Below are 21565 nucleotides of genomic sequence, written 5' to 3'. Positions count from 1 at the left end.
TCACCGCTAAAAAAGAGAACAACAACAATGAACTCATCCTCGTACGGGGCGGGCTTCGCTCGCTCGGCAAAACCCCTGGCACTGCTGCTGGGCCTGGCGCCGCTGGGCGCCCATGCGGCGTTCTTCGAAGACGCCAAGGCCAACCTTACCCTGCGCAACTTCTACTACAACCACGACCTGCGCGACTCCACCAAGCCCGCGCAATCCAAGCTGGAGGAGTGGGCCCAGGGCTTCATCCTCAAGGGCGAATCGGGCTACACCGAGGGCATCGTTGGCGTGGGCGTGGACTTCTATGCCGGGCTTGGCCTGAAGCTGGACTCTTCACCGTCGCGCAGTGGCACTGCCTTGCTGCCAGGCGCCTACGACCGTGCCGGCGGCCCGCGCAATGCCGATCCGCGTTCGGTGGACGAGTTTTCCGAAGCCACGGCCGCGCTCAAGCTCAAGTATTCGAAAAGCGAGCTGAAGGTGGGCGGGCTGTTCCCGAAGATCCCCCTGGTCAGTTCCGGCGACGCGCGCCTGCTGCCGCAGTTCTTCGAAGGCGCCATGCTCGATGTAAAGGAGATCGACAACCTCGACCTCAGCGTCGGCCAGATGCGCCAGGTCAACCAGCGTGAATTTGCAGGCGCCCGGGATATCCAGGTGGGCAACTACTACAGCGTCTTCAGCGACCGCTTCAACTACCTCGGCGGCACCTGGCGCATCACCCCGCAGTGGTCGGCGGGGCTGTGGGGCGGGCGTCTGGAGGATGTCTACCAGCAGAACCTCGCTACCGTCACCCACACGCAGAAGCTCGGCGACTGGAACCTGTCCGGAACGCTCAACTACCTCGACACCGGTGAGTCCGGCGCCGAGAAGGCCGGCAAGCTGGACAGCCGCATGACCTCCGGGATGCTCAGCGCCACTCTCGGGCCGCAGACCTTCCGCGTCGGCTACCAGTACAACGCCGGTGACAGCGCGTTGCCGTTCATCCACGACACCGACCTGCCAGCGGCGGCCAACGCCGTGCAGGTGCTGCGTTTCGACCGGGCCCAGGAGCGCTCCTGGCAGGCGCGCTACGACCTCGACTTCGCCTCGCTGGGCGTGCCGGGACTGGTGGCCTTCGCCCGATACGTCAAGGGCGACAACTTCAAGGTGGCGGGCGAGGACGGCAGCGAGTGGGAGCGCAATATCGACATCACCTACACCGTGCAGGACGGGCCGCTGAAGAACCTTGCCCTGCGCCTGCGCAATGTCCAGTTGCAAGGCGATGCCACCGGGCGCCGGGATGAAAACCGGGTGATTCTGGCGTATACCTTGCCGTTGTTCTGACCTTTGTCTTGAACCCTGCCGCTGCCCTGGAACGGGCGGCGGCTTTTGCGTTTTGGAGTGTTGTCATGAGTTATCGCCTTGATCCGGAAATCCAGGCCTATGTCGAGGCATGCCAGCGGTTTGTGCCTGTCGATGACAGTATCGAGGCACGGCGGGAGGCGTTTCTGCGGGCTTGTCGGGCCTGTACGCCCGAGGCGCCGGTAGGCTGGTCTATCGCTGACCGGGTGCTGGATGGCGTGAGGCTTCGGGTCTACAAGCCAGCGGGACCGGTACCGCATGGTGGCTGGCCAACGTTGCTGTATCTGCATGGTGGTGGGTGGAACCTGGGTAACCTGGACACCCATGACTGGTTTGCCTATGCGCTTGGGCGAAGGGTGTCGGTGGCGATCGTGGCGGTGGAGTACCGGTTGGCGCCGGAACATGGCTATCCGGCGCCGCTGGAGGATTGCATGGGTGCATGGAATGGCTTGCGCGAAGGGCGGGTCGATGCGGCGCTGAGTCGCGAGCGGCTGATCGTCGGTGGTGACAGCGCTGGCGGGACCTTGGCTGCCGGGCTGTGCATGGCCTTGCGCCGGGATGGTCAGCCGCAGCCGTTGGGGCAGTTGCTGGTCTATCCGGTGCTGACGGCACGGGAGCATCTGCCATCGATGAGCGAGCATGCCGAGGCACCGTTGATGACAGTGGCGGGATTGCGGCGGTCGTTGGCGGGGTTTCTGCCGCAACAGAGTGATTGGCAGGATCCTTGTGCCATGCCGCTGGAGGCAGAGAACTTCAGCGGGCTGGCGCCGGCGTTCATTGCCGTGGCCGGGGTGGATCCGTTGCGGGATCACGGGCTGGCTTATGCGGTGGCACTTGTGGGAGCGGGAGTCAAGGCGGATGTCGAGGTGGTGGACGGGTTGGTTCACTCCGGGTTGCGCGCCTTCGGTGTCAAGCGGGTAGAGCGATTATGGGATCGGTTGGGCGTAATGGCCTTGCAGTATCTGGCCTGACGACACGGACCCTGTGGGAGCGGGTTCACCCGCGATTACGTCGGTGAATTCACTAGAGTAATCGCGGGTGAACCCGCTCCCACAGGGTCCGCATCGAATCAACTGGCTCAGCCAGAGGCCTGCTCCGCTATCCCCCTCATCATCGACTCCGCCAGCGCCCGGGACGCTTCGAGCGCGTGCTGGGTCGCCCAGAGGATCCCGGCCAGATGGTCATTCTTGACCGCATCGCAGGCCTGGAGATTGGTTTCATAGGCAGAGCGCAGCAGTACGACGAGATGGGCCAGCGCCTTGTCGACATCGGCACCGGCACAGACGGCGAACAGCGGGGAATGGTGGCCGTCGCAGGCGGAAAAGCGGGTGTGGACGGTGACGGCACGGGGTGGATCGGGGACGATCTTTTTCATGGGCACTTCCTTTCGGATTGATAGGAACTGCCAAGCGTTGCTGTCAAACAAACGGGTGGCAGCTGTACGTAGGTTGACAGACCGGACCGAAAGGACCCCGGCGCGCACGAATGCGCCCCACGCACAGCCGCCATGACACGTCGCCCAGGCGATACAAAGCCTGCCGCGAAGGAAATGGGCGTTGCGGGTACTTTCGGTTGCGGTCTGTCAAAACCGGTCGCCAGACATCAACGACGGCAGCAAGACTAGGCAGCGTTTCCCCGGCACGCAACAGCTGATAAGCCGCGGAAGTATGCTTGGGAAATTGCCTACAAGAAAGTCGGAAATCGGTGAAGTTCGTTGCCTGATGTGGCGGGAAGTCGGCCTGATGACACGGACCCTGTGGGAGCTGGCTTGCCGGCGATGACGGCGGTGAATTCACCACCGCTATCGCTGGCAAGCCAGCTCCCACAAGGGCCGCGGCGAATCAAGCAAAGGGTGGCAACTGTACCTTTCTGTAATGGCTTAGCAGCCTTGATTGTCCTACCCGGATCACCGCGCTCTTGAAATCACCCCCACCATGTACTGATTCAAATCCCGGAAATCCTGAACCTTCCAGGTAAACGGCGGCATCTTCACGCCATTTTCCTGCAAGGTCTTCGGAATCAGATTGCCGTTGAGTCGGAGCCGTTGGCAGGGTCGGCAATCGACAGTGAGGCATGGGGCAGGGTCAGAAGGCCCAGCAGGGCGATGCAGGTCTTATTGATGTTCATCGGCTTGGCAGTCCATGGCGGCTCGAAAGGCCGGGTAATCCGTGGGGCGGCCTTTATTGCATATTTTCCCGACTATGCAAGATGAAATCGGTCTTTGCCGTTTAGAAACAACTCTTCTGGCTGCTACCGATAGGTGACGCTGGCTAGGCCCTTGGCGATTTCCTATACTCCCGCCGCTTATCGTTTGAGGAATCGCCATGCTTTCGCCTGCCGCCATCCGGGACAACCTGAAAGGTTGGGTCACGACCCATCTCTCCAAGGACGTCAATGATGTGCTTATCGAGGAGCTGGGGTTCGTCAACCGGCAGGAAGGGCGGTCCATCGACATGACCTTCCGGGCGGATCTTGCAGTTGCCAATGGCCGCCTTGTCGCTTTTGAAATCAAATCCGGTGCCGATACGTTGAAACGCTGGCCGAGCCAATGTGATGCCTATTTCAACGTCTTCGATGAGGTGTGGCTGTGTACCCATGGTCGCCATCTTGAGAAGGCACTCGAGGTCACGCCCAAAGGCGTCGGCATTCTTGTTGCTGATGACCTGGGAGGGCTCGTGTTGTTGCGCAATGCTAAGCCTAATCGTCAAGCCAATGCTTACGACCTCACTGGTCTGCTCTGGCGTGAGGAGTTGGATGCCTTGTGCGAGCAAAACGGTATCGTTGTGAAAAAGAAGGAGACCAAGGCGGAAGTCCGCGGCAAGGTCTCCGGGTCTGTTCCTATCGACTCGATTCGCAGTTGTGTACTGGCTTGTCTCAAGGACCGTAAGGGCGGCTAGATCAGGTCATCCAGATCGTCGTACTCAGGCTCATGTGGGTTGCCCAGGGCTTGCAGCAAGCCTCCCGAGAGGTCCTCAAGCATGGCGCAGATGTGTTGGTTGATACGGATCTTGTTCCAGAACGCCATATTTCCGGGCTTGTCACGTGCGCCACTAGCGATCGCTCCGATTGCACGTGTGCCCCAGCAGAACTCGTCACCGTGGTAGTTACCGAGTGCCCTGAATGAGCGGGCGATATCCCGATATTTCTCGTTTTCACCACCTGCACCATGGCGTTCCTGATGCCAGGAGCAAGCGTTGTAGTAGCCGGCGAAAGGAATGGGCTGCGCCATTTTCTTGGGATCGAAATCGTCCAGAAGATCGCGCATCGGGTTAGTAGCGGCGTAGTCCCCGTAGACATGTGCTACTCCCCTGGTACCCAACTGTTTGTGCGTGATCGCCTGCCAGAAAGGGTCAATGCAGGGCACAGTCGCGTTGACACCTCTGTCCGGACGGTCGTCGGGCCAGGACGTGCTGAGGGTGATCACGTTGGCGACATCGTACTCCTCGGTCAGACGGAGCATTTTCTGAAGGCTGCTTCCTTCCTGCATGGAAGGGATCTGGCTGATGCTCCAGGCATCCAGGATGATGGTTGTACGTGCTAGATCTTCGTCGCTGACAGCGTTCAGAACGGCGCGCGCTGTTGCCAGGTTGCGTTCAAGAACTGCACCAGAACCCTCAATGCGAACGGCGACCGCTGAAAACTCCTTATATAGTCGAAGGGCGAATTGCACCACGTTACGCGGTTTATCACCGGAACTGAAACCTACAACGGGCAGTGTGCCTGGATTGATCTGTTTGATCTTACTGAAGGCAGAAAACTTGCCGTCGAAATTTCCGCTAGGATCGTTCAGTTTCTTTGTCAGTTCGGTCTGGCTGTCCTGTGGGAATCTTGATGAGTCCAGCCAGAAGCTATCACCTTCCCAATACTTGGCGAACTCGCTTATCAAGGCCAAATCATTACCCCTGGCAGATATGATTGGACTAATCCTCTTTCGGCGACGCTCCTCGATTTCTCTTAGTGCCAGAAGGTCGTATGTACTTGATCGCAGGCAGGGTGCATAAATAATGTCTTTCAACTGATCCATATTTACTCCGCATTTTCCAATGCCATGGGTTCGGCGTCACACTCTGCACTCGGAGATGACGCCTGTGCTTGGCTTGCTTTGAAGGTAAGGCGAAGTAGTTATAGATGGCGTTTAAATGATTGAATGCCGGGAATTCATACCGTTTGTTTCAAGGCTTGTTTCCTGTTTATTGCTCGGTGTAAGAGGTTTCCTTTTTTATAAACATAAGTTTCGGTGTGGTTATGCATCGTTTTTTACCTCGACCCCATCGCCAGAAAATGCGCGATGAGGTCATGAGCGACAACAGCTGTTTCCCTCAGGTCGCCACCCGCGAAGTCGACCCGATCACCGCCTCCAGCACCCTGAAATCAATCCATTCCCGCACATCGAAGTGCCGTGGGATGAACTCCCAGCGATACAGGAAATCGGTGAAGTCCTGCAGCGCGGTGATCGAGCGGCTGTCGAGGGTCGTGCGCAGGCGCCGGTGGGCGTCCTCGCCGTAGGCCGCCGCTACCCAGTACTCGCTGGTGTTGAGCTCCCGCGCCAGGTAACGCCGGGTCTCGTCCGGGTTGGCCCAGGCCCATTGCTCGGTGCGCAGCAGCACGTCGACGATGCGCTTGCAGGCGCCGAAATGGTTGTCCAGCAAGTGGGTGTCCACGGTGAGCGTGCGCGGTGTGCCGTTGTTGGCGCGGATCAGCGGGTCGGGGTGCGAGCCGGTATCGATCACCACATGCAGGCCCAGCTCATAAGCGAGCTGCAAGGCCGTGGCGCCCTTGAGGAAGATCGCGTCGATATCGCCGCGCAGCAGGCCGATCAGCTCGTTGTTGCGCCGGCTGATGCGGGCACCACTGAGATAGACGGCGGCGCCGTGGACATGGGTGACCTGCTCGTCGCTGTGGGTACCACCATAGGGATAGTCCACCAGCTCCACATCACCCACGTTCAGGCCTTCCAGGCGCAGGGCGTTTTCCAGGCCGCGCAGGGCCTGGGCGCGGGTGAAGTCGATCTGTACGTTGGCCCACTTGGGCAGGCCGAAACGGCGGTTCTTCAGGTCGCGGACGGTTTTCACCCCGCTCTCGGCGGTGGTCAGGATCAACTGCACTTCATCGGCCCAGCTCAAGCCCAGCACCCGGGTCTCGACCCCGGCCGAGTAGGCCCAGATCGCCGGGATATTGCCGCCATGGCGCACCGAGTTGGGCAGGTGGTGGTCGTAGTGGGCCTCGCGTACTTCCCGTTCGCTGGATTCGCGCAGCGACTGGATCGAGGTGCCCAGCGGGGCGAAGGCCTCGGCCAGGCGCCCGGTCTGCACGGCGATGCCGAGGCCGGTGGGCACCGGGCTGTGGGTGTACCAAAGGGTATCGAGAGGTGTGCTCATGGGGCGATCGTATCCTTGAAAGCCTGGGGAGTGGGTTGACGCAGCAGCGGCAGGACTTCCTGGCCGATGCGCAGGGCTTCTTCCAGGTGCGGGTTGCCGGCGAGGATGAAGGTGGAGAAGCCGGCGTCGCGGTATTCGGCCAGGCGCTCGGCAATGTTCTGGTGGCTGCCCACCAGGCCCACGGTCGGCCCCGGCTTGGCCTTGGCGAACCCGGCCCAGAGGTTAGGGCCGATGACCAGGTCGTCGAAGTCCTGGATGTTCTGATGATAGGCGGTCTGCCGTGCGCCGCCGACCGAGTCGCTGGCCCGGGTGAAGGCACTGGAGACCGCACTGGGCTTGCCCTCCAGGCGCTCGAACTGGCGGCGCAGGTCACGCCAGGCGGCTTCCTCGGTTTCCCGGGCGAACAGGTCGACGCGCAGGCCGAAGCGCACCGTGCGTCCCTGCTTGTCGGCCAGTTCGCGAACCCGCTCGATATGCGGCTTGAGCTTGTCCACCGGCTCGGCCCAGTTCAGGTACACGTCGGCATGCCGGGCCGCCACCTCCAGTGCCGGGTCGGAGAAGCCGGAGAAGTACACCGCCGGTTTACGCTCGTTGCCCAGGCCCGGCGGCAGGGCACCGTTTTCCAGACGGTAGACCTGGCCTTCGTAGCTGAAGCGCTCGTGGTTCCACAGGCCATCGATGATGTCGAGGAACTCGCCGGTACGCTGGTAGCGCTGGTCGTGGTCGAGGAAGTCGCCCTGGGCACGCTGGCTGGCCGGGCTGCCGCCGGTAATGATGTTCCAGTCCAGGCGCCCATGGCTCAGGTGCTGCAGGATCGCGGCCTGCTGCGCGGCGTAGGCGGGCAGGGTCCAGGTGGCCTGGAACGCCACGAGGAAGCGCAGGCGCCGGGTTTCCCGGGCCAGGGCGGCGGCGACTATCCACGGCTCCGGGCCGGTAGGCAGCAGGGCACCTTCGAAGCCGGCCAGCTCGGCGGTCTTGGCCACCTGGGCGATGTAGTCGATGTAGGTGAAACCGTCGGGGCTGCCGTCGGCCAGCAGGCCGGGGGCGATATGCCCGTGCTGGCCGGCGAAGCTGCCGCGGTTGTGCTTGTCGGTGGTCAGTTGCGGGCCGTCGGTGCCCAGGGGCAGGCGCCAGAAGAATTCGGTGGTCATGGCGGGTCCTTTGGTGAATTGAAAAGAGAAGGTGCAACCTGTGTGCCACGGGAGTGACGTGGACCCTGTGGGAGCGGGTTCACCCGCGATGACGGTGGTGAATCCACTATTGCAATCGCGGGTAAACCCGCTCCCACAGGATCTGTGTGCTGCCTGGGCAGCACCCCAAAAGCAATCACTGTTCATGCACGGCCAGCTGGTCATGGCTGCGATACAGCGCCGCGTAGGCTCCGTCCGCCGCCAGCAGTTGCCCGTGGCTGCCTTGTTCATGCACGCGGCCCTGGCGGATCACCACGATGCGGTCGGCATCGCGGATGGTCGCCAGACGATGGGCGATGATGATCGCCGTACGGCCTTGGCACAGCCTGCGCAGGGCCCGCTGGATGCGTCGCTCGGTGTGCACATCCACCGCCGAGGTGGCCTCGTCCAGCACCAGCACCGCCGGGTTGGCGAGGTAGGCACGCACCAGGCATACCAGTTGCCGCTGGCCATGACTCAGATGGCTGCCGAGGCTGCCGACCTGGGTCGCGTACTGATGGGGCAAGCGCTCCAGCACCTCGTCCGCGCCCAGCTCCCGCGCCGCCGCGATCAGGCTGGCGTCGTCCGCCCCCGGCGCGGCCAGGCGCAGGTTGTCGAGGATGCTGCCGGCGAACAGCACGTTGTCCTGCAGCACCACGCCGATATGCCGGCGCAACTGGGCCTGGCTGACATGGCGGATATCCACGCCGTCAAGGCGCACGGCGCCGTCGTTGACTTCGTAGAAGCGGGTCAGCAACTGCACCAGGGTGCTTTTGCCATGCCCGGACGGGCCGACGATGGCCAATACCTCGCCAGCGCGGATGCGCAGGTCCAGGTCATCGATCACCGGTCGCCCGCTGTCGGGCTGGTAGGCAAAGCGCACCTTGTCGAAATGCACTTCACCCTGCACCCGCGGCAACGGCAGCGGCCGCTCGGGATCGCGAATCTCCGGCGCGGTATCCAGCAGCAGGAAGATCCGCTGCGCCGAGGCCGAGCCGGTGGCGTAGCGCTCGAACAGGTCGGTCAGCTCCTGCAGCGGGCCGAGGAACAGCATCACGTAGAACAGGCTTTCGCCAACCTGGCCCACGGTCACCGTGCCCTGTGCCAGCGAGTAGGCGCCGACCAGCACCAGCACCGCCATGCCGCCGGCCGCGAGCAGCGCGGTGAAGGGTGCGAACCAGCCGGAGCGCAGGCTGCCGGTGATCAGGGCGTTGTTGAATTCGTCCAGCAGCCCGCGATAGCGCCGCTGGTTGTCCGCCTCGCGCCCGCTCTGCTGCAGAAGGCGCACGCCGCCGACGCTCTCCACCAGGTGCGCGGTAAAGCGGCTGCGCTGCTCGGCGACCCTGGCCCAGTTGCGCTGGGCCACGCGCTTGAAGGCCCAGGTGGCGAGGAACAGCAACGGCACGCTGCCAATCAGGGCGAAGAAGAACAGCGGGGTGATCAGCCACAGCATCAGCGCCGCCAGGGTGCAGCGCAGCAGGGCGCCGAGCAGTTCCGGCGGGCCCTGGATCAGCAGTGGCTCAAGGGCATCGACGTCGCGGTCGGCGCGCGAGAGGATGCGCCCGGCGCGGGTACGGTCGAAGTAGCCGATGCTCAGGGCCTGGACATGGGCGAAGACCCGCACCCGCAACTGGTTGAGGACGGCGATGGCCGCGCTGCCGGCGATGTATTGCGACAGCCCGCCCAGCAGGATCCGCCCCAGCCAGCTCGCCGCCAGCCCGGCACCCAGCCAGAGCACCAGCGGCAGGTCCAGCAGCCAGGCAGTGCCGTCATGGACCAGCCCGCGATCAAGCAATTCACGGACGAACCATGGCCGCAGGAACACGGTGAAGACCAGCACCAGCTCCAGCACGATCACCCAGGCCACCTGGCCGCGCACCGGTTTGAGCAGTGGCAGCAGGCGTTGCAGCATGCTGCGGTCGAGGGCCTTTTTCGCCAGGCGTTCTTCGATCTCGATATCACTCATGGCGGTATTGCCGGCGTTCTTGCTCATTGGTCGATCCCCAGCAGGTCGCGGTAGGCCGCATTGCGTTGCAGCAGTTCGGCGTGTGGGCCGCTGGCGACGATACGGCCCTGGTCCAGCAGCAGCACGCGGTCGGCACGTTCCACGGTGGTGGCCTTGCTCGCGATCAGCAGCAGGGTCGGGCCTCCGGGGCGACGCAGGTGGTCGAGGACATGCCGCTCGCTGATGGCATCGAGGGCGCTGGTGGCGTCGTCGAGACACAACAGGTCGGGGGAGGCGAGTAGCGCGCGGGCCAGGCACAGGCGCTGGCGCTGGCCGCCGGAAAGGGTCACGCCACGGTCGCCCAGCGGGCTGTCGAGGCCGTTGGGCAAGCGTTCGAGGATGTCGTCGGCGGCGGCGCGATGCAGGGCGTCGAGCAGTTCCTCGTCCGTGGCCTGTGGCGCGGCAAGGCGCAGGTTGGCCGCCAGGCTGTCGGCGAACAGGAAGCTTTCCTGGGGCAGCACATGCACGCGCCGGCGCAGGTCCTTCAGGTCCAGGGCGCGCACGTCCTGCCAGCCACCTTGGTGGTTGCCGAGCAGCACGCGGCCGCTGTCGGCGTCGGTCAGGCGTGGCAGCAGGCTGGCCAGCAGGCTTTTACCGGTGCCGGTGGCGCCGACGATGGCGACCACCTCACCCGGCGCGATCAGTAGCGAGCACTGGCGCAGGATGTCCCGCTCGCTGCCGGGGGCGCTGACATTCACCTCTTCCAGTTGCAGGCCCAGCGGCCCCGCTGGCAGCAGGCGCGGGCCGCTTTCGATCTGCGTCGGTGCGTCGAGCAACTGCCAGATGCGCCCGGCGCTGGCGCGGGCATCGGCGAAGGTCTGCATTACCCGGCCAATGCCTTCGATACGGAACACCAGGGTGGTAGCGATCAGCAGCGAGGTGACCAGTTCGCCGATCCCGATTTTCCCCGCCGCGACCAACTGGGCACCCACCACCAGTATCCACACATGCCCCAGCGCTACCAGGGCCTGGGGCAGTGGAATCCGCGAGCTGGCCCAGGCCAGGGCCTGCCGCGCCAACCCGGTGAACTGCCGGACCTGCTCGCTGAAACCGTTGATGCGCTGCTGCTGCAGGCCGAACGACTTGATCACCCGCACCGCGCCGATGCCCTCGGCCAGGTCCTGGTTGACCCGGTCGTAGGCCGCACCCACGGCCCGGTCCAGTTCCACCAGACGGTCGGTCTGCAGCACGAACAGGTACAGGCCGAGCAGGGTCAGCAGCAACGGCCCGAGGGCCAGCAGCGGGTGGTACCAGCCGAGCAGGCCAACGGTGGCCAGCACCACCAGCGGGGTCTCGACCAATTGCCGCCAGAAGCTCACCAGGGCATCGCGGACCTTGTCGGCATCGCGGGTGGTGCGGGTGACGATCTCGCCGATGCCGTGCTGCCAGTGATAACCCAGGTGCAGGCGCAAGACCTGCTCGAGAATGCGTTCGCGCAAGCGGGTGAGCAGTTCCTGGCCGAGGATCAGCGAGCCGAGGGAGGCGGCGTACTGCAAAACGGCGCGGCCGAAGGCGACGGCGAGAATGGCCCAGAACCAGTGCCAGGCCACCGTGCCGTCGAGCCCGCCATCATCGAGGCGACGCACCGCGACGCCGGCAGTAACGTCGTTGAGGGCATGGCCGATCAGCCATTGCTGCCAGACCAGGCCCAGGTTGATAAGAACGAACAACCCGGCGACCAGGGCGAAGCGCCAGGGCATTTCGCGGTAGATCGCCAGGCTGCGCAGCAGCGGATGTCGATGGCTCATGAAGAACTCGAAACAGGACGAAGAAGCGCGCGGGTCGACCCGCGCGATGGATTCAGCGACTGGCACCGACCTTCTGCTTTGCCGCCAGGATCGCGGTGTACTCGCCCGGATCGACGCCATTGAGGTAGTAGTTGCCGACGTGGTGCAGGCGCCAGCGGATCGGGTCGTGAGTGGTATGCACCCGGGCGTTGCGCCAGAAGCGGTCGAGGTTCCATTTGCTCAGGGAGGCACTGGCGCCGAGCAGGGAGAAGATATCGCTGGAGATTTTCAGCGAGGCGCCGTCGGAGTGGGCGCGGGCGGTGGCCACCGAGAGGATCAGCTCGTCCTGCAGCGCCTTGTTCTCGGGATCGCGCTCGTGGGCATCGAAGACCCGCGCCGCATCGCGCAGCAGCGATTCGGCTGCACGCAGCGCCACGGCGTATTCACCGATCTGGCGAATGATATGCGGCTCGTCGCTGGCCCGTTCCACCTCGCTCTCGACCCAGGGCCGGGCGTGCTGGTTGAGGTAGTCGATCCCGGCCTGCAGGGCACCGGCGGCAATGCCGGTGTCGATGGCGGCATGCAGGATCTGCGGGAAGGTCAGGCCGGTGCGCTTCATCGGGCCCTGGCGGCGCAGCACGTAGCGTTCGTCCAGCTCGATATTGTCGAAGCGCACGGTGCCGCTGACCGAATTGTTCTGGCCGAAGGCGTCCCAGTCGTCGACCAGGGTCAGGCCGGGGGTGTCGCGGTGCAGCAGCACGCCGGCGCCGCCGTCGTCGCTGGCGGCGGTGAGGGAGATCCATTCGGCGAGGTAGGAACCGGTGGAGTAGAACTTGCTGCCGTTGAGTACCAGCACGCCGTCCTCGCGGCGCTCGACCCGGGTCTTGAGGGCGAACTTGTTCTTGCCGCCGATCTCGGCCAGGGCGTTGCCCAGGCGCTTGCCGGCCAGCACATCGTCGATCAGGCGCTGGCGCACTTCGTCCGGATAGCCGCTGAGCACGCCGCGCAGCATCACATTGTGGATCTGCAGCAACTGGCCGACGCCCCCATCGGCGCGGGAAATGATCCGCACCGTCTCGACGATGGTTTCCACCGAGGCGCCAAGGCCGCCATCGGCCTTGGGCACACCGATGGCGGTGAGGCCGCTGTCGGACAGCAGTTGGGCCTGGCGGCGGGGCAGGCTGCGGTTGTGTTGCGGGTCGGCGGCGAGGGCGGCGATTTCGCCGGCAATCTCGTGGGCGGCGGTAATGGCCTGGTCTTCGCTTTCCAGGCGGCGGGGCAGGTTGGACACGATAGAGCTTCCTTGGGTGAACAGGTCCAGGCCCTGGAGCAGGTTCTGTGCCATCGCCCTGAAGCCCTTGCAGGACGCGGCTTGCAGCGATTTCGTCGAGCCCTGTTGCTGCTCCAGCAGCAGCCCCGGGCCGATTGTTGCTCAGGCAGCAGCAGTCCCGCTGGGGGAGTGTTGGCAGATCAGCAGTCGGTGCTTGGCGATCACAAAAAACCTATTAAAAACAATGAATTAGTGAGTTGGCACGAGCGCTGCAATAGCCCAGGCAAAGGCCACCCGGCCCGTTCGATCCCCTGATGGAGCCAACTCATGTCACTTGCCGCTACCTTGCCGCTGCCCGGCGCAGCGCCCCTGGAGCAACTCTGGTTCACCCGTTGCCCGGTGCCGACCGCTTCCGGCATCGCCTACACCCTCGGCTGGCTCGGCGAGGAATTCGCCGCCGACGGCCTGCCGGTCCTGACCCTGCAGGAGGCCCGCCAGCTGGGTCACCATCACTACGACCACCAGTTGCCCGGGCTGTTTCGCGAGGGCGGCAACGTGCCGGCCCTGGCTGCCCGTGCTGCCGGTTCGCCGAGCCGCCTGATCGGTCTGACCTGGATCGAGGAATGGCAGACCATCCTCGTACGTCCCGGCTCCGGCATCCGCAGCGCTGCCGACCTGAAAGGCAAGCGCCTGGCCCTGCCGGCCTGGGGTGCCAGCCGTCCCGGCAGCATCGCCCGGGCCATGAGCCTGCACGGTTACAAGGGGGCGCTGAGCCTGGCCGGGCTGAGCTTCGATGACGTCACCCTGGTGGAGGTGCCGCTGCACGACCAGGAGCAGGCGCCCAATCCGCAAGAGGGCTTGCAGCGCCTGTGGTCCGGCCTGGATTACCTGGTGCGCGGCGAAGTGGATGCGGTCTACGTCAAGGGCGCTTCCGCCGCCGATGCCGCGCGCCGCCTGGGCCTGGAAGTGGGTATCGACCTGGACCAGATCGAAGACCCGCGCTACCGCATCAACAACGGTACGCCGCGGCCGATCACCGTGCACCAGAGCCTGCTCGACGAACATTTCGACCTGGTGGTGCGCTTCCTCGCCCAGACCCTGCGCGCCGCCGACTGGGCGCGGGACAACCGCGAGGGCGTGCTGCGCATTCTCCAGGACGAGACCCGCGCCGGTGCCGAGGGCGTGGACCAGGCCTACCGTGGCGACTTCCACACCACCCTGGCCCCGGACCTGTCCGAGCAGCGCCTGGCCTTCCTCGATATCCAGAAGACCTTCCTCAACCTGCATGGCTTCCTCGAGGCCGACTTCGACCTGGCCGAGTGGGTCGACCACCGCCCGTTGCAGGCCGCCCGTGACCTGCTCGCCCAACGCACCTCCCAAGACAAGGACATCTGACATGACCGTACTGACTGCCGAACACCTGGTCGACGCCGAACTCAAGGACTTCGTCGACAACGTCACCCACCTGGCCGGCGAGGCCTTCCGGGTCTACCGGGAAACCAACAGCATCACCGCCAACGGCACCGTCGGTTTTATCGAACGGGTGCCGGGGCGCGAGCTGCTGGTGTCGGTCAACTACCCGGGCCCGTGGAAAAAGGACCAGCCACTGAAGGCCACGGTCAGCGACTTTGCCGGCAACCTGGTGCATGGCCAGGGCAAGGGCGGGCTGAACCGCTATACCCGGCTGTTCGTCCAGCAGCCGCAGATCACCACGGTGTCCCACGTGCATTCGCCGTACCTCGGCGCCTGGGCCCAGACCCAGCGCTCGCTGCCGTTCAACTATGTGCCGGTGCAGCGCTTCCAGCTCGCCCGCGAGCTGCCGGTGTACATCGACCGGCGCCAGGACGAGGTGGACTTCATCCTCGACAGCCTTGCGCAAAACCCCTTCACCCCGGCGATCCTCGAAGCCAATGGCGGCGCCACCGTGTGGGGCACCCAGGGCCTGCAGGCCACGGCGGAATTCATCCTGCTGCTGGAGGAGGGCGCGCAACTGCAACTGCTGGCCGAGGCCATCGGTGGATCGCGGCCTTATGGCCCGGGCGTGCTGACCCAGCAATGGACCATGAGCAAGCTGCTCGGCCAGGCCCGTGAACTGGGCCTGGTGCCCGCCAACGACAGCCCGCGCGCATAAGGACATCGAACCATGGCAGTGAAGATCCTCTGGTACCTCACCAGCCCCGACGGCCCCTATCCATGGGAAGAGCAAGGCCGCTGGCGCACCGACTTCAATCACCTCAAGCAACTGGCCGTGAGCGCAGACCGCCTCGGCTACTACGGCTCGCTGCTCGGCACCAGCCCCAACGAAAGCCTGGCCGTGGCGGCCTCGCTGATCGATGCCACCGAGCGCCTGCGCTTCCTGGTGGCCCAGCATCCGGGCGAGGTGTCGCCGGCCGTGCTGGCCAAGTGGGCGCTGACCTTCGACGAGTTCTCCGGTGGCCGCCTGCTGTTCAACGTGGTCAACGGCAGCGATGCCGGGCTGGCGACCCTGGGCGTGCATTACCCGCATGACGAGCGCTACCAGTTCAGCCTTGAATACTGGCGGGCCTTCCAGGCGATCTATGCCGGTGGCACCGAGGGCTATGACGGCCAGTTCGTCAAGCTGGCGCCACGTCCGGCCGCGGCTGCACGGCACCCGCTGGGTGGCTGGCATCCGCCGAAGCGTCTTTCCGTGCCGCTGTGGGGCGCCGGTACCTCCGATCCGGGTGTGGCCCATTCGGTGCAGCTGCTGGATGTTTACCTGAGCTTCGCCGACACCCCGCCAAAGCTGGGTGCCAAGTTCCGCAAGGTGGCCGCCGAAGCGGCGAAGATCGGCCGCGAGCTGACCTATGGCACACGCCTGCAGATCATCGTCCGCGAGACCGAGGAAGAAGCCTGGGCCCATGCCCAGAAGCTGCTGGACAATACCTCCGTGGCCACCGCCCGCGCCGCCATCGAGCGCCAGTTGCCGCCGGGCCAGACCCTCGACAGCTTCCACAGCGACGACCCGCGGATCCAGGCCAATGTCCAGGCGATCCGCGAAGGTCGTCTGCCGAAAGCCCGCGACCTGGAAATCTACCCGAACGTCTGGACCGGCCCGAGCCTGTTCGGTTTCAACCTGCTCGGTCCTGCTGCAGGCACTTACCTGGTGGGCAGCGCCGAACAGGTCGCCGAACGCCTTCGCGAGTACGAGGCCCAGGGCACCAGCGCCTTCATTCTTTCCGGCTTCCCGCTGATCGATGAGGCGCACCGGGTCGCCGACCTGCTGTTCCCGCTGCTCGACCTGGACCATGGCTTCGAGGTTCCGCGCCTCAAGGCCCGCACGGCCGCCGAACCGGCCTAAGGAAGTACCCATGCGCAACGAATTTTCCCGCCGGGCGTTTCTCGGCAACGGCCTGGTCGTCGGTGGTGGCCTGATCCTCGGTTCCAGCCTGCTCAGCGGCTGCGGTGGCGGCGAACCCGCTGCCGTGGCCGGGGCGGCAGTCGCCCCCGGCACGCCAGTGCGCGGCGGTCGCCTGCGGGTCGGCATCATCGACGGCGACCAGGCCGGCAACCTCGACGCGCACAAGCCGTCCGGCGGCGGGATCATTCGCGGCTGGGCGCTGTACAGCAAATTCTGGGAATGGAACGACGATGTCAGCACGCGCCTGGGCCTGGCCGAGTTCGCCGAACCCAACGCCGACGCCAGCGCCTGGACCATCCGCATCAAGCCGGGGTTGGAGTTCCACCACGGCAAGACCATCACTTCGGACGACATGCTGTTCTCGATCCTGCGCCTGACCGACCCGAAGCTGGCCTCGCCCTATGCCGGGCTGGTCGGCGCCATCGATCGCCAGGCCTTGCGCAAGCTGGACGACCGGACCATCGAGATCCGCTTCAAGGAAGGCCGCAGCTTCTTCCCCCTCGACGAAACCCTGATCGCCTTCGGCGGCATCGTGCCCACCGACTACGATCCGAACAATCCGGTGGGCGCGGGGCCGTACCGGCTCAAGCGCTTCGTGCCGGGGCAGCGGGCGCTGTTCACCCGCTTCGAGAACTACTTCAAGCCCAACCAGCCCTATGCCGACGAGCTGGAGATCATCGAATTCAAGGACCAGGTGTCGCGGGTCGCCGCCCTGCGCGCCGGGCAGATCGATATCGCCAGTGCCATCCAGGCCGAGCACAGTGCGCTGATCAAGGCCGATCCGCGCCTGCAACTGGTGGCTTCGCCGACCACTTCGTTCAGCGGTTTCAACCTGAATACCGCCAAGGCGCCGTTCCAGGACGAGCGGGTGCGCCAGGCGTTCCGCCTGCTGGCCGACCGCCAGGAACTGGTGGGGCGCGGCCTCAATGGCTTCGGGCGGATCGCCAACGACCTGTATTCGCCCCAGGACCCGACCTACAACCACGCCATCGCCCAGCGTCCGTACGACCTGGAGCAGGCTCGCTCGCTGCTGCGCCAAGCCGGGGCCACCGACCTGCGCCTGGAACTGACCACCACCGCCAACGAGGTCAACGCGGCGTTGGTGTTCGCCCAGCAGGCCAAGAAGGCCGGGATCGAGATCAAGGTCACGCCGGTGGACGGTTCGGTGTTCAATGGCCCGCAGAAGGAGCAGTGGCTGATGTCGCCGTGCTCGACACCGGCCCGTGGCTTCCTCGCCACCGGCCTGCACAACGATGCGCCCCTGGCGATCTACAACCGCAGCAACTTCCGTGACGAGCGCTTCTCGCAACTGTTCACCCAGGCCCTCGGCCAGCCCGACCTGGCCCTGCGCCGCGAGCTGGTGCACGAGGCCCAGGCCATCCAGCACCAGCGTGGCGGCCTGCTGATCTGGGGCTTTACCGACGTGCTCGATGCCGCCTCGCAGAAAGTCGGCGGCCTGCACGGCGAACAGACCACCTTCGCCTCCTGGCGCTTCGACAGCCTGTGGTTGAACCATGCCTGAGCCTATCCGTACCTCCCGTTTGCCCGCCTGGCTGCCGTGGTTCATCGGCCGGCTCGGTTATGGCCTGCTGACGGCCTGGGTCATCAGCCTGGTGGTGTTCATCGCCACCCAGGCGCTGCCGTCGGACCCGGCCCGGGTCATCCTCGGGCCCGAGGCGCCGCTGGAAAGCATCCTGACCTTGCGCCAGCAACTGGGGCTGGACCGGCCGATCCTGGTCCAGTACTTCAGTTGGCTGGCCCAGGTGTTGCGCGGCGACCTGGGGATTTCCCTGGATTCGGCGCAACCGGTGGCGGGGCTGCTGTTCATCCGCTTCGGCAATACCCTGGCGCTGCTGCTCGGCGTGCTGATGGTGGTACTGCCGCTGGCTCTGACGATCGGCGTCGGCCTGGCCCTGCGCCGCGATTCGCGCCTGGATCGCTGGGGCCTGGCGACCCTGATCGTGCTCAAGGCCACGCCCGGCTACCTGATCGCCATCGGCCTGGTGCTGCTGTTCTCCATGCCGCATTTCGACCTGCTGCCGGCGGTGTCGCTGATCGATCCGGACCGGCCGCTGTGGCGCCAACTGGATTACCTGGCCTTGCCGGTGTTCGCCCTGAGCCTGTCGGCGCTGCCGTATCTGGCGCGGCTGGTGCGTGCCTCGATGATCGAAACACTGGACTCGGACTATGTCGGTGCCGCCCGCCTGCGCGGGGTGCCGCAGTGGCGGTTGGTCTGGTGCCACACCTTGCCCAATGCGCTGGTCCCGGCGATCCAGGGCGTGGCCCTGACCCTGCGCACCCTGATCGGCGGTGCGTTGCTCGCCGAGGTGGTATTCAGCTACCCGGGCATCGGCACTTTGCTCAACAGTGCGATCCAGATGCGCGACCTGCCGCTGATCCAGGGCGCGGTGCTGGTCATCACCCTGGGCGTGGTACTGGTCAACCTGCTGGCCGACCTGCTCACCGTCCTGCTCACCCCGAAACTGCGCACCGCGCGCCGGGCCAGCCTTATCCAGCGCAACCGCCGCGGTATCCAGAGCTGGTGGCGACGTCCGGCGGCCAAGGCACCTTGATAAGGAGATTCGCTTATGTTCAGCGCACGATTCTGGCGTGAACCTTCGATACGCCGCGGGGCCCTGGTGACCCTGGCGGTGGTCCTGCTGGCCCTTTTCGGCCCGTGGCTGGCGCCCCATGCGCCGACCGACATGCTTGGCGGCGTTTACGGTGCACCCACGGCGGACGCGCCGCTGGGCCATGACTTCCTTGGCCATGACGTGCTTTCGCGGCTGCTGGCCGGTGGCCTGTCGATTCTCTGGATGTCGGTGGCCGCGGCGTCGCTGGCACTGATCGTCGGCAGTGCGCTGGGCATGCTCGCCGGGCTGTCGCGCCAGCGCCTGGACCAGGCGATCACCTGGCTGGCGGATGTCTGGCTGGCCTTTCCCGACCTGATCCTGGTGCTGCTGATCGTTTCGATGCTGGGTCGCCAGCCGTGGCTGATCGTGCTGACCGTGGCCATCGCTTTCACCCCCGGGGTGATCCGCCTGGCACGGGGCAGTGCGGTATCGGTGGCCAGCCAGGAGTTCGTCGAGGCCGCGCAGATGATGGGCTTTTCCCGCACGCGCATCCTGTTGCGGGAGATCCTGCCCAATGTGCTCACACCGCTGCTGGTGCATTTCGGCAACATGCTGACCTGGGGCATCGGCATGCTCTCGGGCTTGAGTTTCCTCGGCTACGGCGTTGCCCCTCCGGCGGCGGACTGGGGCCTGATGATCAATGAAAACCAGGCCGGCCTGCTGATCCAGCCCTGGGCCGTGCTGGCCCCGGCGTTGCTGATCGCGGTGTTCGCCTATGGCACCAACCTGCTGGCCGAAGGCATTGCCCGGTACAGCGCGGGAGCGCGCTCATGAATGCATTCGTTCTTTCTACCCCCGAGGCTTTGCAGGTCGAGGGCTTGCGGGTCGAGCTGGACAGTGGCACCGATGTGATCGAGCACATCGATTTCAGCCTGGCGCCGGGAGAGATCCTCGGCCTTGTCGGTGAGTCCGGCTCGGGCAAGACCACCCTGGCGACCGCCTTGCTCGCTCATGCCCGTCGTGGTGCACGGATCAGTGGCGGACGGGTAAGCGTGGCCGGGACCGACCTGCTGGCCCTCGACGGCGAGGCGTTGCGCCGGGCGCGTGGCGGTTTGATCGGCTATGTCGCCCAGGACCCGGCGTTGGCCCTGAACCCGGCGATCCGTATCGGCAAGCTGTTGCTGGAAACCTTGCAGGCCCATGAGCCAGGGCTGGACCGCGCAGCGCGCGAGCAGCGCTTGGCGCAGACCCTGGCGGATGTCGGGCTGCCAGGGGAGCAGGAGTTCCTGCGGCGCTTCCCGCATCAGCTGTCCGGTGGGCAGCAGCAACGGGTGATGCTGGCGCTGGCGTTCGTGTTGCGGCCGAAGCTGATCGTGCTGGACGAGCCGACCACGGCGCTGGATGTCGGCACAAGGGCGCATATCCTCGCCACCGTGCGCCGGCTGTGCAAGGAGCAGGGCGTGGCGGCGGTGTATGTGTCCCATGATCTTGGAGTGATCAAGGACCTGGTGGACCGGGTCATGGTGATGTACGCGGGGCGCATCGTCGAGGTTGCCAGTCGTGAGCGGCTGTTCTCGCGGCCAGGGCATCCCTACACCCTGGGGTTGCTCGCGGCGATTCCCGAGGTCGGGCGCCAGCGTGTATTGCGGGCAATTGCCGGGCATGCGCCGGCGCCGGGGCAGCGGCCGGCCGGTTGCGCCTTCGCCCCCCGCTGCCCTCGGCGCAGTGCGGCATGCTCGGCAATCGAGCCGGCGTTGCAGGGGCTGGATGGCGTGCAGCAGGTGGCTTGCCTGCACCCGCAACTGACTGCAGTGCCGGAGGAAGAGACAAAGCCGGTGCAGGTTGTGCACCAGGCGCGCACGCCGTTGCTGGAGCTGCGCGGCCTGAACCTAAGCTATGACCGTCAGGTGCTGTTCGACCTGTCTCTGGACGTACATCGTGGTGAATGCCTGGCGGTGGTGGGCGAGTCGGGGTCGGGCAAGACCAGTCTGGCGCGAACCCTGGCCGGATTGGGCGATGGCGGCGTCGGTGCATTGAGCTTCGACGGACAACCCCTGAGCCTGATGGCGCGCAAGCGCGACGCGGCGACCCGGCACCGGATCCAGTACATCTTCCAGAACCCGTATCGCGCGCTGAACCCCCGGCAGAGCATCGGCCAATGCCTGCAAGCGCCACTGGAGCACTTCTTCGGGCTCAAGGGCGCTGCGTGCCGGGCAAGGATCGATGCGGCGCTGGCGCGGGTGGCGTTGCCGGCGGAAACGGCGGCGAAGCATCCCCATCACCTGTCCGGCGGCGAGCGCCAGCGGGTCGCGATCGCCCGGGCGCTGGTGTGCGAGCCCGAGGTGCTGATCTGCGACGAGGTCACCTCGGCGCTGGATGTCTCGGTGCAGGCGGCGATCCTGGCGTTGCTGCGGGAGTTGCAGGCCGAGGGCATGACCCTGGTGTTCGTTACCCATGACCTGGGGGTGGTCAGGACGATCGCCGATCGCATCGTGGTGGTGAAGGACGGGCGCATCATCGAGCAGGGCGGCACTGCCGAGGTGCTGGATCGGCCAGGGACGGAGTATGTGAAAGGCCTTGTCGCACAGGCCAAATTCCAGCGCTGACTTCAAGACGTACGCGTACCCGCTCCCACAGGGTACGCGGCGTTCATTCGATCCAAATGTTGCATCCCCATCCCAGTGCACACTCCCCGCAAGAAATCCCCTACATGCGCCATTCTGGCCCGCAATATGCTT

17 protein-coding genes and 1 pseudogene are annotated in these 21565 nt (G+C 65.3%); 10 read left to right on the top strand and 8 right to left on the bottom strand.

Translation table 11 applies throughout. The features are described from left to right. The first annotated feature begins 27 nt into the window (after nucleotides 1-27). A complete protein-coding gene (locus ACPFMA_RS15350) occupies nucleotides 28-1308 on the top strand; it encodes an OprD family porin (protein ID WP_425928135.1) in 1281 nt (426 codons plus the stop codon). Nucleotides 1309-1373: 65 nt separating this feature from the next. After that, nucleotides 1374-2297 carry an alpha/beta hydrolase gene (locus ACPFMA_RS15345; RefSeq protein ID WP_425928134.1) on the top strand — a complete coding sequence of 308 codons (924 nt, stop codon included), beginning with the start codon at nucleotides 1374-1376 and terminating at the stop codon, nucleotides 2295-2297. A gap of 107 nt (nucleotides 2298-2404) precedes the next feature. Here ACPFMA_RS15345 and ACPFMA_RS15340 read toward each other — a convergent pair whose 3' ends face one another. Then, the gene (locus ACPFMA_RS15340) at nucleotides 2405-2701 is read right to left on the bottom strand and encodes a DUF3077 domain-containing protein (protein ID WP_064304751.1); all 297 of its coding nucleotides are present in this window, start codon (nucleotides 2699-2701) and stop codon (nucleotides 2405-2407) included. A gap of 531 nt (nucleotides 2702-3232) precedes the next feature. Further along, nucleotides 3233-3367: pseudogene (locus ACPFMA_RS15335) on the bottom strand (cytochrome c); the annotation flags it as partial. Between the two features lie 283 nt (nucleotides 3368-3650). On the opposite strand from ACPFMA_RS15335, the gene ACPFMA_RS15330 reads away from it, so the two are divergent. Continuing rightward, the gene (locus ACPFMA_RS15330) at nucleotides 3651-4223 is read left to right on the top strand and encodes a sce7726 family protein (protein ID WP_064304750.1); all 573 of its coding nucleotides are present in this window, start codon (nucleotides 3651-3653) and stop codon (nucleotides 4221-4223) included. Here the strand turns inward: ACPFMA_RS15330 and ACPFMA_RS15325 are convergent. The 6 genes from ACPFMA_RS15325 to ACPFMA_RS15300 all read right to left on the bottom strand — a co-directional run bounded on the left by ACPFMA_RS15325 (nucleotide 4220) and on the right by ACPFMA_RS15300 (nucleotide 12896). Then, nucleotides 4220-5350: a beta family protein gene (locus ACPFMA_RS15325; RefSeq protein WP_425928133.1), complete on the bottom strand. Its 1131-nt coding sequence runs from the start codon at nucleotides 5348-5350 to the stop codon at nucleotides 4220-4222. The genes ACPFMA_RS15330 and ACPFMA_RS15325 overlap by 4 nt on opposite strands. Nucleotides 5351-5645: 295 nt before the next feature. After that, nucleotides 5646-6704, bottom strand: a complete 1059-nt coding sequence (locus ACPFMA_RS15320; RefSeq protein WP_064304748.1) for an ABC transporter substrate-binding protein — start codon at nucleotides 6702-6704, stop codon at nucleotides 5646-5648. Beyond that, the gene (locus ACPFMA_RS15315) at nucleotides 6701-7855 is read right to left on the bottom strand and encodes an LLM class flavin-dependent oxidoreductase (protein WP_425928132.1); all 1155 of its coding nucleotides are present in this window, start codon (nucleotides 7853-7855) and stop codon (nucleotides 6701-6703) included. The genes ACPFMA_RS15320 and ACPFMA_RS15315 overlap by 4 nt, the downstream gene beginning before the upstream one ends. 175 nt (nucleotides 7856-8030) lie before the next feature. After that, complete coding sequence (locus ACPFMA_RS15310; protein ID WP_064304746.1) at nucleotides 8031-9866, bottom strand: ABC transporter ATP-binding protein; 1836 nt, start codon at nucleotides 9864-9866, stop codon at nucleotides 8031-8033. Continuing rightward, nucleotides 9863-11626, bottom strand: coding sequence for an ABC transporter ATP-binding protein (locus ACPFMA_RS15305; RefSeq protein ID WP_425928131.1), 1764 nt, complete (start codon nucleotides 11624-11626; stop codon nucleotides 9863-9865). The genes ACPFMA_RS15310 and ACPFMA_RS15305 overlap by 4 nt, the downstream gene beginning before the upstream one ends. A 52-nt stretch (nucleotides 11627-11678) precedes the next feature. Beyond that, nucleotides 11679-12896 carry an acyl-CoA dehydrogenase family protein gene (locus ACPFMA_RS15300; RefSeq protein ID WP_425928130.1) on the bottom strand — a complete coding sequence of 406 codons (1218 nt, stop codon included), beginning with the start codon at nucleotides 12894-12896 and terminating at the stop codon, nucleotides 11679-11681. A 306-nt stretch (nucleotides 12897-13202) separates the two neighbouring features. Between ACPFMA_RS15300 and ACPFMA_RS15295 the strand changes: the two genes are divergently transcribed. From ACPFMA_RS15295 to ACPFMA_RS15265, 7 genes are read left to right on the top strand one after another with little or no spacing between them, the layout of a single operon-like run. Beyond that, nucleotides 13203-14270 (top strand): ABC transporter substrate-binding protein, encoded by a 1068-nt coding sequence (locus ACPFMA_RS15295; protein WP_425928129.1) that lies wholly within the window; start codon nucleotides 13203-13205, stop codon nucleotides 14268-14270. Between the two features lies 1 nt (nucleotide 14271). After that, a complete protein-coding gene (locus tag ACPFMA_RS15290; RefSeq protein ID WP_425928128.1) occupies nucleotides 14272-15006 on the top strand; it encodes a class II aldolase/adducin family protein in 735 nt (244 codons plus the stop codon). A 12-nt stretch (nucleotides 15007-15018) separates the two neighbouring features. Beyond that, nucleotides 15019-16194, top strand: a complete 1176-nt coding sequence (locus ACPFMA_RS15285) for an LLM class flavin-dependent oxidoreductase (RefSeq protein WP_420056350.1) — start codon at nucleotides 15019-15021, stop codon at nucleotides 16192-16194. A 10-nt stretch (nucleotides 16195-16204) separates the two neighbouring features. Beyond that, nucleotides 16205-17776, top strand: coding sequence for an ABC transporter substrate-binding protein (locus tag ACPFMA_RS15280; protein WP_425928127.1), 1572 nt, complete (start codon nucleotides 16205-16207; stop codon nucleotides 17774-17776). Then, nucleotides 17769-18827, top strand: a complete 1059-nt coding sequence (locus tag ACPFMA_RS15275; protein WP_064304742.1) for an ABC transporter permease — start codon at nucleotides 17769-17771, stop codon at nucleotides 18825-18827. Before ACPFMA_RS15280 ends, ACPFMA_RS15275 begins: the two co-directional genes overlap by 8 nt. A 15-nt stretch (nucleotides 18828-18842) precedes the next feature. Further along, on the top strand, nucleotides 18843-19661 hold the full coding sequence (locus ACPFMA_RS15270) for an ABC transporter permease (protein WP_425928126.1): 819 nt from the start codon (nucleotides 18843-18845) through the stop codon (nucleotides 19659-19661). Then, nucleotides 19658-21433 (top strand): dipeptide ABC transporter ATP-binding protein, encoded by a 1776-nt coding sequence (locus ACPFMA_RS15265; protein ID WP_425928125.1) that lies wholly within the window; start codon nucleotides 19658-19660, stop codon nucleotides 21431-21433. Before ACPFMA_RS15270 ends, ACPFMA_RS15265 begins: the two co-directional genes overlap by 4 nt. The last annotated feature ends 132 nt before the right edge of the window (nucleotides 21434-21565 follow it).

The organism is Pseudomonas sp. NyZ201 (assembly GCF_049860765.1).
Taxonomy (GTDB): domain Bacteria; phylum Pseudomonadota; class Gammaproteobacteria; order Pseudomonadales; family Pseudomonadaceae; genus Aquipseudomonas; species Aquipseudomonas bharatica.
Note: the sequence above shows the minus strand (reverse complement) of the source record. Positions and strands in the feature narration are given on the sequence as shown.

Excerpts from the sequence above, each read along its gene's own strand:
- ACPFMA_RS15350 (WP_425928135.1), top strand. The coding sequence starts at position 28 with ATGAACTCATCCTCGTACGGGGCGGGCTTCGCTCGCTCGGCAAAACCC.
- ACPFMA_RS15345 (WP_425928134.1), top strand. The coding sequence starts at position 1,374 with ATGAGTTATCGCCTTGATCCGGAAATCCAGGCCTATGTCGAGGCATGC.
- ACPFMA_RS15340 (WP_064304751.1), bottom strand. The coding sequence starts at position 2,701 with ATGAAAAAGATCGTCCCCGATCCACCCCGTGCCGTCACCGTCCACACC.
- ACPFMA_RS15330 (WP_064304750.1), top strand. The coding sequence starts at position 3,651 with ATGCTTTCGCCTGCCGCCATCCGGGACAACCTGAAAGGTTGGGTCACG.
- ACPFMA_RS15325 (WP_425928133.1), bottom strand. The coding sequence starts at position 5,350 with ATGGATCAGTTGAAAGACATTATTTATGCACCCTGCCTGCGATCAAGT.
- ACPFMA_RS15320 (WP_064304748.1), bottom strand. The coding sequence starts at position 6,704 with ATGAGCACACCTCTCGATACCCTTTGGTACACCCACAGCCCGGTGCCC.
- ACPFMA_RS15315 (WP_425928132.1), bottom strand. The coding sequence starts at position 7,855 with ATGACCACCGAATTCTTCTGGCGCCTGCCCCTGGGCACCGACGGCCCG.
- ACPFMA_RS15310 (WP_064304746.1), bottom strand. The coding sequence starts at position 9,866 with ATGAGCAAGAACGCCGGCAATACCGCCATGAGTGATATCGAGATCGAA.
- ACPFMA_RS15305 (WP_425928131.1), bottom strand. The coding sequence starts at position 11,626 with ATGAGCCATCGACATCCGCTGCTGCGCAGCCTGGCGATCTACCGCGAA.
- ACPFMA_RS15295 (WP_425928129.1), top strand. The coding sequence starts at position 13,203 with ATGTCACTTGCCGCTACCTTGCCGCTGCCCGGCGCAGCGCCCCTGGAG.
- ACPFMA_RS15290 (WP_425928128.1), top strand. The coding sequence starts at position 14,272 with ATGACCGTACTGACTGCCGAACACCTGGTCGACGCCGAACTCAAGGAC.
- ACPFMA_RS15285 (WP_420056350.1), top strand. The coding sequence starts at position 15,019 with ATGGCAGTGAAGATCCTCTGGTACCTCACCAGCCCCGACGGCCCCTAT.
- ACPFMA_RS15280 (WP_425928127.1), top strand. The coding sequence starts at position 16,205 with ATGCGCAACGAATTTTCCCGCCGGGCGTTTCTCGGCAACGGCCTGGTC.
- ACPFMA_RS15275 (WP_064304742.1), top strand. The coding sequence starts at position 17,769 with ATGCCTGAGCCTATCCGTACCTCCCGTTTGCCCGCCTGGCTGCCGTGG.
- ACPFMA_RS15270 (WP_425928126.1), top strand. The coding sequence starts at position 18,843 with ATGTTCAGCGCACGATTCTGGCGTGAACCTTCGATACGCCGCGGGGCC.
- ACPFMA_RS15265 (WP_425928125.1), top strand. The coding sequence starts at position 19,658 with ATGAATGCATTCGTTCTTTCTACCCCCGAGGCTTTGCAGGTCGAGGGC.